Origin of the sequence: Streptomyces sp. NPDC046557 (assembly GCF_040645975.1) — a bacterium.
Taxonomy (GTDB): Bacteria; Actinomycetota; Actinomycetes; order Streptomycetales; family Streptomycetaceae; genus Streptomyces.
Map to the genome: position 1 here is coordinate 40,744 of NZ_JBEYZH010000025.1, position 16,099 is coordinate 56,842.

A 16,099-nucleotide genomic window follows, 5' to 3' on the forward strand; every position below is an offset into this window, starting at 1 on the left:
CCGGGCTGTTTGCCCCGTACGCCGTTTGCCGCAGGTCTGCTATGGAGACAACCTCCATGGGGGACCGGCCGCCTGAGCGGTCGTCACCCCCCCCAACCCCTCACGAGGCAGAGCCCACAAGGCATGGGGAGCCGGCCATGGCGCTCGCGCAGCCCGAACCGGGCGGGGTGCTGCAGGGGCGGATCGGACCGCGGGCGGACGCGGGGACCGGACCGCTGCGCGGCTCACTCGCCACCACCGCCTGCATGGAGACACTCCAGGTGGGATACCTGCACGCGGTCGCCGCCGCGGCCGGCTGTTCGCTGTCCCAGCCCTTTCCCGACAACGGCATCGACTGGCACGTGAGCCACGGCGCGTCCGAGCACGTCGTCGACGACGAGGTCACCATCAAGGTGCAGTTGAAGGCGACCTACCAGATACCGCCGCGGCCGGCCGGGGCCACCTTCGGCTTCACCCTCGACAACGAACACCTCGTGAAGCTGGCCCGCACCCCGGTCGCCGTCCACAAGATCCTCGTGGTGATGCTCGTCCCCCGGGAGCGCGAGGAGTGGCTGAGCGCCGGACACGACCGGCTCGACCTGCGGCACTGCTGCTACTGGACCAATCTCGCCGGGCACCCCGTGACCGGCCGGCGCCGGACCACCGTACGGATCCCCACCACACGGATCTTCGACGACCGGGCGCTCTGCGAGATCATGACCCGGGTCGGGTCGGGAGGGACACCCTGATGAACCGGAACACACCACGCCTCGAACCCCTGTCGTCCCCTTCGCCGTACGCCGGCCCCTCGCCGTACGCGGACCCGGCCTCCCCCCGGACGCCCGACGCCGCGCACGTCGACCCGGCCGTACTCGGCGCGCTCCTGCACCGGCACGGCTGGCTGCGCCGGGGCGGCGCCGCCGGGCGGTACGGGCGGTGGACCCCGCCGGGGCAGGCGGGCGTCGGCCTGCTCGTCCCGGAGAGCCGGGCCTTCCCCGACTGCGCCGACCTCCTGGAGGAGGCGCTGACCGCCCTCGCGCGCGGTGGGCTGCCCTCGGCGCGGGAGGTGCTCTTCGGGCTGAGCGTGCCGAGCGACGAGATCCGCTGGGAACGGGAGTTCCCGGAGGGGGCGTACGCGGCGCAGCGGGCGGAGGCATGGCCCGTCCAGGAACAGCTCCGATCGGCCGCCCGGCAGATGCTGTTGGCCGGGGCCCTCGCCGCCCGCGCACGGGCCGGGTACTACGGCGCACGGCACCGGGCCCAGGCGGAGCGGTGCCTGGACGGGGTGCTGGTGGGGCCTGCTCCGGGCGGTCGCCGACTGACCGCGTACCTCCCGGTGGACGGCGGGCGGGGGGTGGTGACCCGGCTGCACCACGCCCTGCACGCGGCGCGCGAGGCGGTGGACTACCGCCGGGCCACCGGAGGCATGGAGGCGTTCGACGCGGCGGTGGAGGCCGGAGTCAGCCGCGAGCTCGCGGACGCGCTGATCGCGCTGGTACGGGGTTCCGAGGGCGCCCGGATCTCGCTGGCGTGGGCACCGGCGGCCGGGGTGCCCGCGGGGTGCGCGGCGCGGCCCGAGCCGGTGGAGTTCTCCCCGGGGGACCTTCCGGTGCTGCGGGAGGCGGCGGCCCGCTACACGCGGGACGAGCCGTCGCTCCCGGTCCGCCTGGCCGGGGCGGTGGTGCGGATGCGGCGCTCGGCCCCGGGGGGCGGCGGGACGGTACGGCTGCGGGTGCTGGCGGGCGCGGAGGTGCCGTACGTACGGGCGAGGCTCGACGAGGAGGCGTACCGGGTCGCCGGGCACGCGCACCTGGTGGGGCTGCCGGTGCGGGTCAGCGGCCGGCTCCAGCGCCGGGGCGGGTTCCGCCGGCTGACCGACGCCACCGACGTCACTCCCGTCCCGCTGGACGAGGTGGAGCGGGACCGGCTGATGAAGTCGCTGGACGAGTCCTTCGACCCGTCGGGCGTCCTGCCGTCCGACGGGTGACGAGCAGCCCCGCCGGGCTCGCCCATGATCCGTCAGGCACCCCCCTCCGGTCCCGGGGTGCGGGTGAAGGAGGCCATCACGAGGCCGGGGGCGGGGGAGAAGTCGTCGCCGCGGAGAAAGCCCAGGCGGTCGTAGAGGGCCACCGCGGGGGCGTTCGCGGCGCCCGTCGTGACCGTGACCGGGCGGTCCGGGACGGTGTCGGTCAGCAGGTGGTGCAGGAGGAGCGAGGCGATGCCCCGGCGGAACGCGGCCGGGGCCACGCAGAGGCGGTCGACGCAGACGGAGCCGTCGGGCGCCTCCTCCCAGGCCAGGAAGCCCGCGATCTCCCCGTCCGGGCCGCTCGCGCCCAGCCAGCGCAGGGGCCGCTCCCGCAGTTGCGCGAGGGTCTCGCGGAGCGCCGGTATCCCGTCGAAACCGATCAGTTCCGCCTCCACCGCGTACGCCTCGCGCCCGATGCGGTGGACGGCGGCGGCGGTGGCGTCGTCGGTCAGGTCCAGGGGCCGCACCGGCCCGGTCGTCTTCGGCATGGGCCCACCGTAGGGGGCGTGCGGGTCCGGCCGCGTAACCGTTTAGCGGCGCGGCCACTCCGCTCGGTACGATTCAGGCGCGCAGTGTTCGCTCGCGCACCCCCAGAGTTCAGGAGAGACCGGTGTCAGACGTCCGTGTGATCATCCAACGCGATTCCGAGCGGGACGAGCGCGTGGTGGCCACGGGCACTACGGCGGCCGAGCTCTTCGCCGGCGAGCGCACCGTCGTGGCCGCGCGCGTCGCGGGCGAACTCAAGGACCTCGCGTACGAGGTGCGGGACGGCGAGACCGTCGAGCCGGTGGAGATCTCCTCCGAGGACGGCCTGAACATCCTGCGCCACTCGACCGCGCACGTCATGGCGCAGGCCGTGCAGGAGCTCTTCCCCGAGGCCAAGCTGGGCATCGGCCCGCCGGTCCGCGACGGCTTCTACTACGACTTCGACGTCGCCAAGCCCTTCACCCCCGATGACCTCAAGGCCATCGAGAAGAAGATGCAGGAGATCCAGAAGCGCGGTCAGAGGTTCGCCCGCCGCGTCGTCACCGACGAGGCCGCCCGCGCGGAGCTCGCCGACGAGCCGTACAAGCTGGAGCTCATCGGCATCAAGGGGTCCGCCTCCAGCGACGACGGCGCGGACGTCGAGGTGGGCGCCGGCGAGCTGACCATCTACGACAACCTGGACGCCAAGACCGGCGAGCTGTGCTGGAAGGACCTCTGTCGCGGTCCCCACCTGCCCACCACCCGCAACATCCCGGCGTTCAAGCTGATGCGCAACGCCGCCGCCTACTGGCGCGGCAGCGAGAAGAACCCGATGCTCCAGCGCATCTACGGCACCGCCTGGCCCTCGAAGGACGAACTCAAGGCACACCTCGACTTCCTCGCCGAGGCCGAGAAGCGCGACCACCGCAAGCTCGGCACCGAACTCGACCTGTTCTCCGTGCAGGACGAGATCGGCTCCGGCCTCGCCGTCTTCCACCCCCGCGGCGGCGTCATCCGCCGCACCATGGAGGACTACTCGCGCAAGCGCCACGAGGAAGAGGGCTACGAGTTCGTCTACACCCCGCACGCCACCAAGGGCACCCTCTTCGAGAAGAGCGGCCATCTGGACTGGTACGCGGAGGGCATGTACCCCCCCATGCAGCTCGACGGTGGCACCGACTACTACCTCAAGCCCATGAACTGCCCGATGCACAACCTGATCTTCGACGCGCGCGGCCGCTCCTACCGTGAGCTGCCCCTGCGCCTGTTCGAGTTCGGCACCGTGTACCGGTACGAGAAGTCGGGCGTCGTGCACGGCCTGACCCGCTCGCGCGGCTTCACCCAGGACGACGCGCACATCTACTGCACCAAGGAGCAGATGGCGGAGGAGCTCGACCGCACGCTGACCTTCGTGCTGAACCTGCTGCGCGACTACGGTCTGACCGACTTCTACCTGGAGCTGTCGACCAAGGACCCGGAGAAGTTCGTCGGCTCGGACGAGATCTGGGAAGAGGCCACCGAGACCCTGCGCCAGGTCGCGGAGAAGCAGGGCCTGCCGCTGGTGCCGGACCCGGGCGGCGCCGCGTTCTACGGCCCGAAGATCTCGGTCCAGTGCCGGGACGCGATCGGCCGCACCTGGCAGATGTCGACGGTCCAGCTGGACTTCAACCTGCCGGAGCGGTTCAACCTGGAGTACACCGGTCCGGACGGTTCGCGTCAGCGCCCGGTCATGATCCACCGCGCGCTGTTCGGCTCGATCGAGCGGTTCTTCGCCGTACTGCTGGAGCACTACGCGGGCGCCATGCCGCCCTGGCTGGCCCCGGTCCAGGCGGTCGGCATCCCGATCGGCGACGGGCACGTGGAGTACCTGCGGGCGTTCGCCGCCGAGGCGAAGAAGCAGGGCCTGCGCGTCGAGGTGGACGCCTCCTCCGACCGCATGCAGAAGAAGATCAGGAACCACCAGAAGCTCAAGGTCCCGTTCATGATCATCGTCGGTGACGAGGACATGGCCGCCGGCACCGTCTCCTTCCGCTACCGCGACGGATCGCAGGAGAACGGCATCGCCAAGGACGAGGCACTGGCCAAGCTGGCCAAGGTCGTCGGGGACCGCGTCCAGGTCTGAGCCGACCGGCCCGGTCGTCAGGGAGCCCTCGGGGAACTTCGGTTCTCCGGGGGCTCCTCGTCGTCCTCCCGGCGGAAGACCTGGAGCAGCCAGGAGGAGAACGAGCCGGTGACCGCGCCCAGCAGCGCCAGCCCGCAGAGCATCAGCACCACCGCGATCAGCCGGCCCATCGTGGTCACCGGCACCACATCGCCGTAGCCGACCGTCGTCAGGGTCTCGCACACCCACCACACCGCGTCGCCGAAGGTCCGGATCGAGGCGCCGGGGGTGTCGTGCTCGTACTGGTACACGGCGAGCGCCCCGGAGAAGCCGAGCAGGAGACCCGCCAGGCCGGCGTACGTGATCACGCGCAGGTGCAGCTCACGGCGCGGGCGGTCCCTCCTGGCCTGCACGGCGTCGTGGAGCTTGACCACCCGCAGCGGCCGCAACTGCGGCAGGAGCACCACCACCGTGTCCAACCAGTGCCTGCGGACGAACGCCAGCGGCCGCCGGCGGCTCAGCACCATGCGCGCCAGGTAGTCGGTGAGGAAGCACGCCCACATCAGGCCGGTCACCGCCAGAGCCGCGTCGCGCAGGACGGGGCTCGCCCCGGTGGCGAGCACGCGGACCGCGTAGCTCGCGATGAACACCAGGGAGGCGTAGAACAGCGGCAGCTCGGTGCTGCGCTCCCAGGCGGCCTCGCGGGTCGTCCGATTGTCGGGCATCCGCCCAGCATCGCCGGTACCCGGCCGGTGTCCGCCCCGGCGACACGCCCGGCGGGGGCAAGGTCATATGCTGCATCCCATGACGAGTGAGCCGGAGCAGCAGATCGGTGTGGGCACGCAGGACGCGTTCCAGCGTCTGTGGACACCCCACCGGATGGCCTACATCCAGGGCGAGAACAAGCCGACCGGCCCGGAGGCCGGGGACGGCTGTCCCTTCTGCGGGATTCCGGAGATGTCCGACGAGGACGGCCTGATCGTGGCCCGCGGCAAGCACGTCTACGCCGTGCTGAACCTCTACCCGTACAACGGCGGCCACCTGATGGTCGTCCCGTACCGGCACGTCGCCGACTACACCGAACTGGACGGCCCCGAGACGGCCGAGCTCGGGGAGCTGACCAAGCGGGCCATGACCGCGCTCCGCAAGGCATCGGGGGCGCACGGCTTCAACATCGGCATGAACCAGGGCGCGGCGGCCGGAGCCGGCATCGCCGCGCACCTGCACCAGCACATCGTGCCCCGCTGGGGCGGGGACACGAACTTCATGCCGGTGGTCGGCCACACCAAGGTGTTGCCCCAACTCCTCGCGGACACCCGCCGGATGCTCGCGGAGGCGTGGCCGACCGACTGACCCGGCGCCGGCCACCGGCCGGCCGCTCGCGCGGGGCGGGCGCTACGCGTCGTAGACGTCCGCCTTGCGCGGGGCGGGCTCCTGGATGACTCCGCTCATGATGGACGAGCGGTTCAGGAAGCGGTCGGTGTCCACACCGTTCTCCTCCAGCACCCGGAACGCGGCGTTGTGCACCGCCCGCAGGACCGGGGTCACCGTGCGCAGGGCGTCGTCCGCCATGAACCGGTGGCGCCACATGGAGCCCGCCCAGACGTGACGGACGCCGAAGGGCTCCGGGAGGATCAGCTTGCCGCCCAGGTAGTCCAGGATCGGCGGGTACCAGCTCAGCGGGGCGCGCACGGCCAGCCGCACCACCTCGTCCGCGTCCACCATCGGCAGCGCGCGCTCCATCGTCTCCCAGAACCGGACGGACTTGGGGACCTCGACCGTCTTGGGCGCGGACTTCGTGGTGAACAGGCCGTGTACGGGACCGAGCGCGTGCGCGGTGACGTCCACCCGCAGGGTCTTGTAGAGCACGGTGACGGTCACCATCATGGTGATCACCAGCTGACCGTCCCAGAGCGGGTACTGGATGCCCAGGTAGTGCCGGTTGCCGGCGCTGAACTGCTGTTCGTTGCAGATCCGGGTGATCTCGTGCGGCTTCACCAGGTAGCTGTCGACGTCCTCGCCGGTGGGGCGCGCCACCTCGGTGGCGCCCTCCCCGATCGGGGTGACGACCCAGTGCTGGATCGAGGCGGTCGGGAAGCCGCCCGTGTGCAGGGGGCCGCGCTCCAGCTTGCGCAGCTCGGCGTCGACCGCGCGTATGACGTCCCAGCTGCGGAACGGGTGGATCTCGGCGCCCTCGGTCTTGGGGACCAGCTCCTCGGCCATCTGCCAGCTGCCCCAACGGGTGCCCATGCCGAGGATGCCCTTGGGGCCGGCGTAGAAGACGGAGTTGCTGCGGTCCTCGGCGGTCAGTCTCGCCAGCTGCCGGCGCAGGTCCTCGCGGGCCTTCTCGTCGGGGTTGCCTGGCACCGCCTCGGGGATCTTCGCGGCCACCCCGCCGCCGCCGAGCAGCCCGTCCCAGCGCGCGCGCATGTCGACCGCGGTCGTCTCGCAGAGCCGGCGGGCCACGAACCAGCCCACGGCCGGGGCGATGACCATCGCACGCAGGTAGAGGCCGAAGAACCCGGTGAACGGCAGCCTGAACATCAGTACGGCGATGACCAGGGCGACGCCGACCAGGAGCGCGGTGCCCACCCAGGACCCCCGCTTGCCCTTGCCGAGCGACTTGCGGAGCTGGAAGAGGCCGAGCCAGAGCAGCAGCCCGGGAAGGAACAGCACCCCGCACACGAGGGTGATCAGGCGCAGCTTGCGGTCGCGCTCCTTGCGGAGCCGGGACGCGGCGAGGCAGTGCTCGACGACGGTCTGCGGGTCGGCGCCGAAGGACTGGATCAGAGGCTTGCGCCCGGCGCCAAGCGTCCGGGCCTCCACGGCACGGCAGAAGGCCTCGCCGAGGTTGGGTTCCAGGAGGGAGATCTTGCCCGGCTTGATCTTCGACTCGTGGTACTCGTTGTTGGCCTTGAGCAGCTCGTCGAGCTTCCCGTCGCGGTACGCGGCGGACGCCAGCGCGTTGGTCGCCGCGGTCTGCCCGCCGCCCCCCTGGAGCGGGATCTGTGCCCCGGGCCTGAAGTCGAAACCGTCGTCCGCCACCGTTGCCCCCATCGACGTGCCGTCATGCGTTGTGCGCCGCCCGCGTCCTGCCCCGGCGAAGAGCCTATCGGCGGAGCCCACCCCGTGGTCATGGGACAGGGAAATACCGCCCATCGCAACACGGTTGAATGGGCGGCATCCCATGTGCTATGTCGATTAACTTCCCTTCTCGGCCTGTTCGCGAACCTTGTCCGCCAACTGCGGGGGCATCGGCTCGTGCCGGGCGTAGGTACGGCTGAACCCGCCCGTGCCGTGTGACACCGAGCGCAACTCCACCGCGTACCGGCCGATCTCGATCTCGGGGATCTCGGCCCGCACCCGGGTCCGCCCCGGGCCGGCCTGGTCGGTGCCGACCACGCGGCCGCGGCGGCCCGCGAGGTCGCTCATGACAGGGCCGACGTATTCGTCCGGGACCAGGACGTCGAGTTCCGCCACGGGTTCCAGGAGGTGGATCGGCGCGTCGGCGGCGGCTTCGCGCAGGGCGAGGGCGCCCGCGGTCTGGAACGCGGCGTCGGAGGAGTCCACCGAGTGCGCCTTGCCGTCGAGCAGGGTCACCCGTACGTCGACCAGCGGATAGCCGGCCGCCACGCCGCGGGCGGCCTGGGCGCGCACGCCCTTCTCCACGGACGGGATGAACTGACGGGGCACGGACCCGCCGACGACCTTGTCGACGAACTCGATGCCGCTGCCCGGCGGCAGGGGCTCGACCTCGATCTCGCAGATGGCGAACTGACCGTGCCCGCCGGACTGTTTGACGTGCCGGCCGCGCCCGGCGGCCTTGGCGCCGAACGTCTCGCGCAGGCTCACCTTGTGCGGGACGGGGTCGACCTGGACGCCGAAGCGGGTGCGCAGCCGCTCCAGGGCGACGTCCTGGTGGGCTTCGCCCAGGCACCACAGGACGAGCTGGCCGGTGTGCGGGTTCTGCTCCAGGCGCATGGTCGGGTCTTCGGCGACGAGCCGGGCCAGGCCCTGGGAGAGCTTGTCCTCGTCGGCCTTGCTGTGGGCCTCGATGGCGAGCGGCAGCAGTGGTTCCGGCATCGGCCAGGGCTCCATGAGGAGCGGGTTGGCTTTGGCGGAGAGGGTGTCGCCGGTCTCGGCGCGGCCCAGTTTCGCGACGCAGGCGAGATCGCCCGCGATGACGTGGGTGAGGGTGCGCTGCTGTTTGCCGAAGGGGGAGGTCAGGGCCCCGATCCGCTCGTCCACGTCATGATCTTCGTGGCCCCGGTCGGCCAGGCCGTGTCCGCTGACGTGCACGGTCTCCTCGGGGCGCAGGGTGCCGGAGAAGACGCGGACGAGGGAGACGCGGCCCACGTAGGGGTCGGAGGAGGTCTTGACCACCTCGGCGAGGAGCGGCCCGTCCGGGTCGCACGTGACCTCGGCGCGGGCGGAGCCGTCGGGGGCCGTGACCGCGAGGGGGGCGCGTTCCAGCGGCGTGGGGAAACCGCCGGTGATCAGTTCGAGGAGCTCGACGGTGCCGAGGCCCCGGTGGGCCCCCTCGGCGGCGGGTGCCGCCATCAGGACGGGGTGGAAGGTGCCGCGCGCCACCGCCCGCTCCAGGTCGTCGACGAGGGTTTTGAGGTCGATGTCCTCGCCGCCGAGGTAGCGGTCCATGAGGGTCTCGTCCTCGCTCTCCGCGATGATCCCCTCGATCAGTCGGGAGCGGGCCTCGGAGATCAGCGCGAGCTCGGCGGGGTCCGGGTCGCGTTCGACGCGCTCGCCGGAGGCGTAGTCGTAGACCCGCTGGGAGAGCAGCCCGAGCAGGCCGGTGACGGGCGCGTGCCCGTCGGGCCCGGCCGGGCCGTGCAGGGGCAGGTAGAGCGGGATGACGGCGTCCGGGTCGTCCCCGCCGAAGCTCTCGCCGCAGACCGAGGTCATCTGCGTGTAATCCGCCCGGGCTGCCTCCAAATGGGTGATGACGATCGCCCGGGGCATGCCCACGGCCTCGCACTCGTCCCACACCATGCGGGTGGCCCCGTCGATGCCGTCGGCGGCCGAGACGACGAAGAGGGCCGCGTCCGCGGCGCGCAGACCGGCCCTGAGTTCCCCGACGAAGTCGGCGTATCCCGGGGTGTCCAACAGGTTGATCTTGATTCCGCCCCACTCGACCGGGACGAGGGAGAGCTGGATGGAGCGCCGGCGGCGTTGTTCGATCTCGTCGTAGTCGGAGACCGTGCCGCCGTCCTCGACGCTTGCGGCCCTGTTCACCGCCCCTGAGGTCAGGGCCAGGGCTTCGACCAGCGTGGTCTTTCCGGCGCCGCTGTGGCCGACCAGCACGACGTTCCGTACGGATGCGGGGCGGTCGGCCGTCAGTGCCCTGCCGGCGGCCCCGGCTTGGTGTGATGTGGCTCCCATGGTGATCGTGCCTCCCGGTGTCGCGGTGAGGAGGGTGACGGGGGTTCTTCGAGCTTTGCACCGGCGTCACACTGCGTCCATACGTCGTACCGGGCGCTGTCCGGAGCGTGAAGCACGGCCGGCGCGCGGATTGTCCGGCGGGAACCGGTGGGTGCGGGGCGGTGGGGGGCCGGGGCGCCGGCTACGATGGGCCAGCCGGTGGCCGATGGGGCCGTGCGGCCCAGCGACCCTCCGGGAAGGCCATGCTGAACAAGTACGCGCGTGCATTCTTCACGCGTGTTCTCACGCCATTCGCCGCTTTTCTCCTCCGTCGGGGGGTGAGCCCGGACGCCGTCACGCTGATCGGCACGGCCGGAGTGGTGGCGGGAGCGCTGGTCTTCTTCCCCAGGGGCGAGTTCTTCTGGGGCACGATCACCATCACCCTGTTCGTGTTCTCCGACCTGGTGGACGGGAACATGGCCCGCCAGGCCGGGGTCTCCAGCCGCTGGGGCGCGTTCCTCGACTCCACGCTCGACCGGGTGGCCGACGCGGCCATCTTCGGCGGGCTCGCGCTCTGGTACGCGGGCTCGGGCCACGACAACGTGCTGTGCGCGGTGGCGATCTTCTGCCTGGCCAGTGGGCAGGTGGTCTCGTACACCAAGGCCCGCGGCGAGGCGATCGGACTGCCGGTCGCCGTCAACGGGCTCGTCGAACGCGCCGAGAGGCTGGTGATCTCGCTGGTCGCGGCCGGCCTGTCCGGGCTCCAGACCTTCGGCGTGCCGTCCTGGATCGGCGTGCTGCTGCCGATCGCGCTGTGGGCGGTGGCGGCGGGCTCCCTCGTCACCCTGATCCAGCGCGTGGTCACCGTACGGCGCGAGGCGGCGGAAGCCGACGCCGAGGCGCACCTGTCCGAAGGCGGCGCGGCCTGATGGGCAAGGCGCAGGACAAGATCGTCGACGGCCTCTACGGGCTCGGCTGGGCGGCCGTCAAGAAGCTGCCGGAGCCGGCCGCGGTGGCCCTGGGCCGCCGGATAGCCGACACCACCTGGAAGCGGCGCGGCAAGAGCGTGCTCAGGCTGGAGTCGAACCTGGCCCGGGTCGTCCCCGACGCCGGCCCCGAGCGACTGCGGGAACTGTCCCGGGCGGGCATGCGCTCGTACATGCGGTACTGGATGGAGTCGTTCCGGCTGCCGACGATGGACCCGCGGCGGTTCTCCGCCGACGTGGAGATGACCGACGAGCACGTCCTGCGCGAGGCCCTCGCCTCGGGGCGCGGGGTCATCGTGGCCCTGCCGCACCTGGCGAACTGGGACCTGGCCGGGGCCTGGGCCACCAGCCATCTGGGCATCCGGTTCACCACGGTCGCCGAGCGGCTCAAGCCGGAGTCCCTGTACGACCGGTTCGTGGCCTACCGCGAGAGCCTGGGCATGGAGGTGCTGCCGCACAGCGGCGGCGCCGCCTTCGGCACCCTCGCCCGCAGGCTCCGCTCCGGCGGCCTGGTCTGTCTGGTCGCCGACCGGGACCTGTCCGCCTCCGGGGTCGAGGTGGACTTCTTCGGCTCGAAGACGCGGATGCCGGCCGGGCCCGCGCTGCTCGCGCAGCAGACCGGGGCGGTGTTGCTTCCGGCGACCCTGTACTACGGCGATACGCCGCGGATGTACGGGCGCATCCACCCCGAGGTGGCGGTCCCGGAAACCGGCACCCGGACCGAGAAGACCGCCGCCATGACGCAGGCGGTCGCCGACGCGTTCGCCTCGGGGATCACCGCGCACCCCGAGGACTGGCACATGTTGCAGCGGCTGTGGCTGGACGATCTGGAGGAGCGCCCGTAGTGAAGATCGGCATCGTGTGCCCGTACTCGTGGGACGTGCCGGGCGGCGTCCAGTTCCACATCCGGGACCTGGCGGAACACCTGATCCGCCTGGGCCACGAGGTGTCGGTCCTCGCCCCGGCGGACGACGAGACCCCGCTGCCGCCGTACGTCGTCTCGGCGGGGCGGGCGGTGCCGGTGCCCTACAACGGGTCCGTCGCCCGGCTGAACTTCGGGTTCCTGTCGGCGGCGCGGGTACGGCGCTGGCTCCACGACGGGGTCTTCGACGTGATCCACATCCACGAGCCCGCCTCCCCGTCGCTGGGACTGCTGTCCTGCTGGGCCGCGCAGGGCCCGATCGTGGCCACCTTCCACACGTCCAACCCCCGCTCACGGGCGATGATCGCCGCCTACCCGATCCTCCAGCCGGCCCTGGAGAAGATCAGCGCCCGGATCGCGGTGAGCGAGTACGCGCGGCGCACCCTGGTCGAGCACCTGGGCGGGGATGCCGTCGTCATCCCCAACGGGGTGGACGTGGACTTCTTCGCCTCCGCCTCGCCCAAGGCGGAGTGGGGCGGCGCGACCCTGGGCTTCATCGGCCGCATCGACGAACCGCGCAAGGGCCTGCCCGTCCTGATGGCGGCGTTCCCGAGGATCGTCGAGGAGTGCCCGGACGTACGCCTCCTGGTGGCGGGCCGCGGCGACGAGGAGGAGGCGGTCGCCTCCCTCCCGCCCGAGCTGCGCGCGCGGGTGGAGTTCCTCGGCATGGTCTCCGACGAGGACAAGGCCCGGCTGCTGCGCAGCGTCGACGTGTACGTCGCCCCGAACACGGGCGGCGAGAGCTTCGGGATCATCCTGGTCGAGGCGCTGTCGGCGGGGGCGGCGGTCCTGGCCTCCGACCTGGACGCGTTCGCGCAGGTCCTGGACCAGGGCCGGGCGGGCGACCTGTTCGCCAACGAGGACTCCGAAGCCCTGGCCGCCGCCGCCGTCCGGCTCCTGCGCGACCCGGCCCGCCGCGCGGAACTCGGCGCCCGCGGCTCCGCGCACGTCCGCCGCTTCGACTGGTCGACGGTCGGCGCGGACATCCTGGCCGTCTACGAAACCGTCACCGACGGCGCGGCGGCGGTCGCCGCGGACGAACGGGTCTCGCTCCGCACCCGTCTGGGCCTGACCCGGGACTGACGGGCCGGTCGCGGACTGATCGTCGACTGGTCCGGCACCCCGCCGAGACGTCCGGGCTCGGACGGTAGGCTCGCCCTCCGTGATCGAAACCCTTGTCTGGATCGCCCTCGCGCTCGGTGTCGTCGGCGTGTACCTGAGTTGGACCGCCGGGCGGCTCGACCGGCTGCATTCGCGGATGGACGCCGCGCGGGCCGCGCTCGACGCGCAGTTGGTGCGGCGCGCTTCCGTGGTGCTCGAAGTGGCCACCTCCGGGGTGCTCGACCCCGCCTCCTCGCTCGTGCTGTACGAGGCGGCGCACGCGGCCCGGCAGGCCGAGGAGGAGCAGCGCGAGGTCGCCGAGAGCGAGCTGAGCCAGGCGCTGCGCGCCGTGTTCGCCGACGTGGACCAGGTCGACGCGGTGAAGGCGGCGCCGGGCGGGGTCGAGGCCGCGGAGGAGCTGGCGGCGGCCGTGCGCCGGGTGCCGATGGCACGGCGCTTCCACAACGACGCCGTACGGGCCGCGCGGGCCCTGCGCCGGCACCGCAAGGTGCGCTGGTTCCGGCTGGCGGGCCACGCGCCCTTCCCGCTCGCCTTCGAGATGGACGACGAGCCCCCGGCGGACCTCGCCGAGCGGCCCTAGAGGGTGTCCGGACGAGCGTATTTGTACCCGATGGCCAAATCGGAAAGAGCCACCGGCTCCTCATTGGCCCTTGCAGTGGACTGGACGGGGGAGGTTTGCTCAGTGCTGTAGTACCGCAGCACCCTTCTTCCTTCGAGTGAGGTCAATCCGTGAGCACGCTTCCCTCCACCCCGCAGTCCGCTGAGTCGGCTATCGGCACCTCCCGCGTCAAGCGCGGCATGGCCGAGCAGCTCAAGGGCGGCGTGATCATGGACGTGGTCAACGCCGAGCAGGCGAAGATCGCCGAGGACGCCGGCGCCGTGGCCGTCATGGCCCTGGAGCGGGTCCCGGCCGACATCCGCAAGGACGGCGGGGTCGCCCGCATGTCGGACCCGAACATGATCGAAGAGATCATCGAGGCCGTCTCGATCCCGGTCATGGCCAAGTCCCGCATCGGCCACTTCGTCGAGGCCCAGGTCCTGCAGTCCCTCGGCGTCGACTACATCGACGAGTCCGAGGTGCTGACCCCGGCCGACGAGGTCAACCACTCCGACAAGTGGGCGTTCACCACCCCCTTCGTCTGTGGCGCCACCAACCTCGGCGAGGCCCTGCGCCGCATCGCCGAGGGCGCGGCCATGATCCGCTCCAAGGGCGAGGCCGGCACCGGCAACGTCGTCGAGGCCGTCCGTCACCTGCGCCAGATCAAGAACGAGATCGCCAAGCTGCGCGGCTTCGACAACAACGAGCTGTACGCCGCCGCCAAGGAGCTGCGCGCCCCGTACGAGCTGGTCAAGGAAGTCGCCGAGCTTGGCAAGCTCCCCGTCGTGCTGTTCTCCGCCGGTGGCGTGGCCACCCCGGCCGACGCCGCCCTGATGCGTCAGCTCGGCGCCGAGGGCGTCTTCGTCGGCTCCGGCATCTTCAAGTCGGGCGACCCGGCCAAGCGCGCCGCCGCGATCGTGAAGGCCACCACCTTCTACGACGACCCGAAGATCATCGCGGACGCCTCCCGCAACCTGGGCGAGGCCATGGTCGGCATCAACTGCGACACCCTGCCCGAGGCCGAGCGTTACGCCAACCGGGGCTGGTAATGACGACTCCCACCATCGGTGTCCTGGCTCTCCAGGGCGATGTACGGGAGCACCTGATCGCCCTGGCCGCGGCGGACGCCGTGGCCAGGCCGGTCCGGCGTCCCGAGGAGCTCACCGAGGTCGACGCCCTGGTGATCCCCGGCGGCGAGTCCACGACCATGTCGAAGCTCGCCGTGCTGTTCGGCATGCTGGAGCCGCTGCGCGAGCGCGTACGGGCCGGCATGCCGGTCTACGGCACCTGTGCCGGCATGATCATGCTCGCGGACAAGCTGCTGGACGGCCGTGAGGACCAGGAGACGCTCGGCGGCATCGACATGATCGTGCGCCGCAACGCCTTCGGCCGGCAGAACGAGTCCTTCGAGGCGCAGGTCGACTTCGCGGGCATCGACGGCGGCCCCGTCGAGGGCGTCTTCATCCGCGCCCCGTGGGTCGAGTCCGTCGGCGCCGCCGCCGAGGTGCTCGCCACGTACGACGGCCACACCGTCGCCGTACGACAGGGCAACGTGCTGGCCACCTCGTTCCACCCGGAACTCACCGGCGACGACCGCGTTCACGCGTACTTCGTCGACATGGTGCGCGCGGGGCTGTAACCGGGTCCCGGTAGGATCGGGTAGGAACACTGTTGGTGACGCGAAGGAGACAGGCGGATGTCCGGCCACTCTAAATGGGCTACGACGAAGCACAAGAAGGCCGTGATCGATGCCAAGCGCGGCAAGCTCTTCGCGAAGCTGATCAAGAACATCGAGGTCGCGGCCCGGATGGGCGGCGCCGACATCGACGGCAACCCGACGCTCTTCGACGCCATTCAGAAGGCCAAGAAGAGCTCGGTCCCGAACAAGAACATCGACTCCGCGGTCAAGCGCGGCGGCGGCCTGGAGGCCGGCGGCGCCGACTACGAGACGATCATGTACGAAGGCTACGGCCCGAACGGTGTCGCGGTACTCATCGAGTGCCTCACCGACAACCGCAACCGCGCCGCCTCCGACGTCCGCGTCGCCATGACCCGCAACGGCGGCTCGATGGCCGACCCGGGCTCGGTCTCGTACCTGTTCAACCGCAAGGGCGTCGTCGTCCTGCCGAAGGCCGAGCTCACCGAGGACGACGTCCTGGAGACGGTGCTCGAGGCCGGTGCCGAAGAGGTCAACGACAACGGTGACACCTTCGAGATCATCAGCGAGCCCACCGACATGGTCGCGGTCCGCACCGCGCTCCAGGAGGCGGGCATCGACTACGACTCGGCCGACTCCAGCTTCGTCCCGACCATGCAGGTCGAGCTGGACGAAGAGGGCGCGCGCAAGATCTTCAAGCTGATCGACGCGCTGGAGGACAGCGACGACGTGCAGAACGTCTTCGCCAACTTCGACGTCTCGGACGAGGTCATGGAGAAGGTCGACGCCTAAGGGGCGCCCCCCACTTCGCATGATTGCGACGGGCCGACAGGACACGTCCTGTCGGCCCGTCGTCTTGTCAGTGGG

The 16,099-nt window shown here is 71.4% G+C and carries 15 protein-coding genes; 11 read left to right on the top strand and 4 right to left on the bottom strand.

From position 1 onward, the window contains the following. The first annotated feature begins 137 nt into the window (after nt 1–137). Nucleotides 138–728, top strand: a complete 591-nt coding sequence (locus ABZ934_RS28495) for a DUF4365 domain-containing protein (RefSeq protein WP_361318546.1) — start codon at nt 138–140, stop codon at nt 726–728. Beyond that, nucleotides 728–1,966, top strand: a complete 1,239-nt coding sequence (locus tag ABZ934_RS28500; RefSeq protein WP_361318548.1) for a hypothetical protein — start codon at nt 728–730, stop codon at nt 1,964–1,966. The genes ABZ934_RS28495 and ABZ934_RS28500 overlap by 1 nt, the downstream gene beginning before the upstream one ends. A 32-nt stretch (nt 1,967–1,998) precedes the next feature. On the opposite strand, the gene ABZ934_RS28505 is transcribed toward ABZ934_RS28500, so the two are convergent. Continuing rightward, entirely contained in the window at nt 1,999–2,493 is a 495-nt protein-coding gene (locus tag ABZ934_RS28505) for a GNAT family N-acetyltransferase (protein ID WP_361318550.1), read from the bottom strand. A gap of 122 nt (nt 2,494–2,615) precedes the next feature. Here ABZ934_RS28505 and thrS point away from each other — a divergent pair, with 122 nt between their 5' ends. After that, nucleotides 2,616–4,592 carry a threonine--tRNA ligase gene (gene thrS / locus ABZ934_RS28510; RefSeq protein WP_361318552.1) on the top strand — a complete coding sequence of 659 codons (1,977 nt, stop codon included), beginning with the start codon at nt 2,616–2,618 and terminating at the stop codon, nt 4,590–4,592. Between the two features lie 17 nt (nt 4,593–4,609). On the opposite strand, the gene ABZ934_RS28515 is transcribed toward thrS, so the two are convergent. Beyond that, nucleotides 4,610–5,296, bottom strand: coding sequence for a potassium channel family protein (locus ABZ934_RS28515; RefSeq protein WP_361318554.1), 687 nt, complete (start codon nt 5,294–5,296; stop codon nt 4,610–4,612). A 67-nt stretch (nt 5,297–5,363) separates the two neighbouring features. On the opposite strand from ABZ934_RS28515, the gene ABZ934_RS28520 reads away from it, so the two are divergent. Beyond that, nucleotides 5,364–5,924 (top strand): HIT domain-containing protein, encoded by a 561-nt coding sequence (locus ABZ934_RS28520; RefSeq protein WP_361318556.1) that lies wholly within the window; start codon nt 5,364–5,366, stop codon nt 5,922–5,924. Between the two features lie 42 nt (nt 5,925–5,966). Here ABZ934_RS28520 and ABZ934_RS28525 read toward each other — a convergent pair whose 3' ends face one another. Together ABZ934_RS28525 and ABZ934_RS28530 are read right to left on the bottom strand one after the other, a co-directional pair. Then, on the bottom strand, nt 5,967–7,616 hold the full coding sequence (locus ABZ934_RS28525) for a hypothetical protein (protein WP_361318558.1): 1,650 nt from the start codon (nt 7,614–7,616) through the stop codon (nt 5,967–5,969). A 156-nt stretch (nt 7,617–7,772) separates the two neighbouring features. Then, nucleotides 7,773–9,968: an elongation factor G-like protein EF-G2 gene (locus ABZ934_RS28530; RefSeq protein ID WP_361318560.1), complete on the bottom strand. Its 2,196-nt coding sequence runs from the start codon at nt 9,966–9,968 to the stop codon at nt 7,773–7,775. Between the two features lie 242 nt (nt 9,969–10,210). Here ABZ934_RS28530 and pgsA point away from each other — a divergent pair, with 242 nt between their 5' ends. From pgsA to ABZ934_RS28565, 7 genes are all read left to right on the top strand, one after another. After that, nucleotides 10,211–10,876, top strand: a complete 666-nt coding sequence (gene pgsA / locus ABZ934_RS28535; protein ID WP_361318562.1) for a phosphatidylinositol phosphate synthase — start codon at nt 10,211–10,213, stop codon at nt 10,874–10,876. Next, nucleotides 10,876–11,778 (top strand): phosphatidylinositol mannoside acyltransferase, encoded by a 903-nt coding sequence (locus ABZ934_RS28540; protein ID WP_361318564.1) that lies wholly within the window; start codon nt 10,876–10,878, stop codon nt 11,776–11,778. The genes pgsA and ABZ934_RS28540 overlap by 1 nt, the downstream gene beginning before the upstream one ends. Next, on the top strand, nt 11,778–12,938 hold the full coding sequence (locus ABZ934_RS28545; protein WP_361318566.1) for a glycosyltransferase family 4 protein: 1,161 nt from the start codon (nt 11,778–11,780) through the stop codon (nt 12,936–12,938). The genes ABZ934_RS28540 and ABZ934_RS28545 overlap by 1 nt, the downstream gene beginning before the upstream one ends. Before the next feature lie 79 nt (nt 12,939–13,017). Next, a complete protein-coding gene (locus ABZ934_RS28550) occupies nt 13,018–13,557 on the top strand; it encodes a hypothetical protein (protein WP_361318568.1) in 540 nt (179 codons plus the stop codon). Nucleotides 13,558–13,706: 149 nt separating this feature from the next. After that, nucleotides 13,707–14,624: a pyridoxal 5'-phosphate synthase lyase subunit PdxS gene (pdxS, locus tag ABZ934_RS28555; protein WP_030157377.1), complete on the top strand. Its 918-nt coding sequence runs from the start codon at nt 13,707–13,709 to the stop codon at nt 14,622–14,624. Continuing rightward, on the top strand, nt 14,624–15,214 hold the full coding sequence (gene pdxT / locus ABZ934_RS28560; RefSeq protein WP_361318570.1) for a pyridoxal 5'-phosphate synthase glutaminase subunit PdxT: 591 nt from the start codon (nt 14,624–14,626) through the stop codon (nt 15,212–15,214). Before pdxS ends, pdxT begins: the two co-directional genes overlap by 1 nt. Before the next feature lie 57 nt (nt 15,215–15,271). After that, the gene (locus tag ABZ934_RS28565) at nt 15,272–16,024 is read left to right on the top strand and encodes a YebC/PmpR family DNA-binding transcriptional regulator (RefSeq protein ID WP_361318572.1); all 753 of its coding nucleotides are present in this window, start codon (nt 15,272–15,274) and stop codon (nt 16,022–16,024) included. Nucleotides 16,025–16,099: the final 75 nt, after the last annotated feature.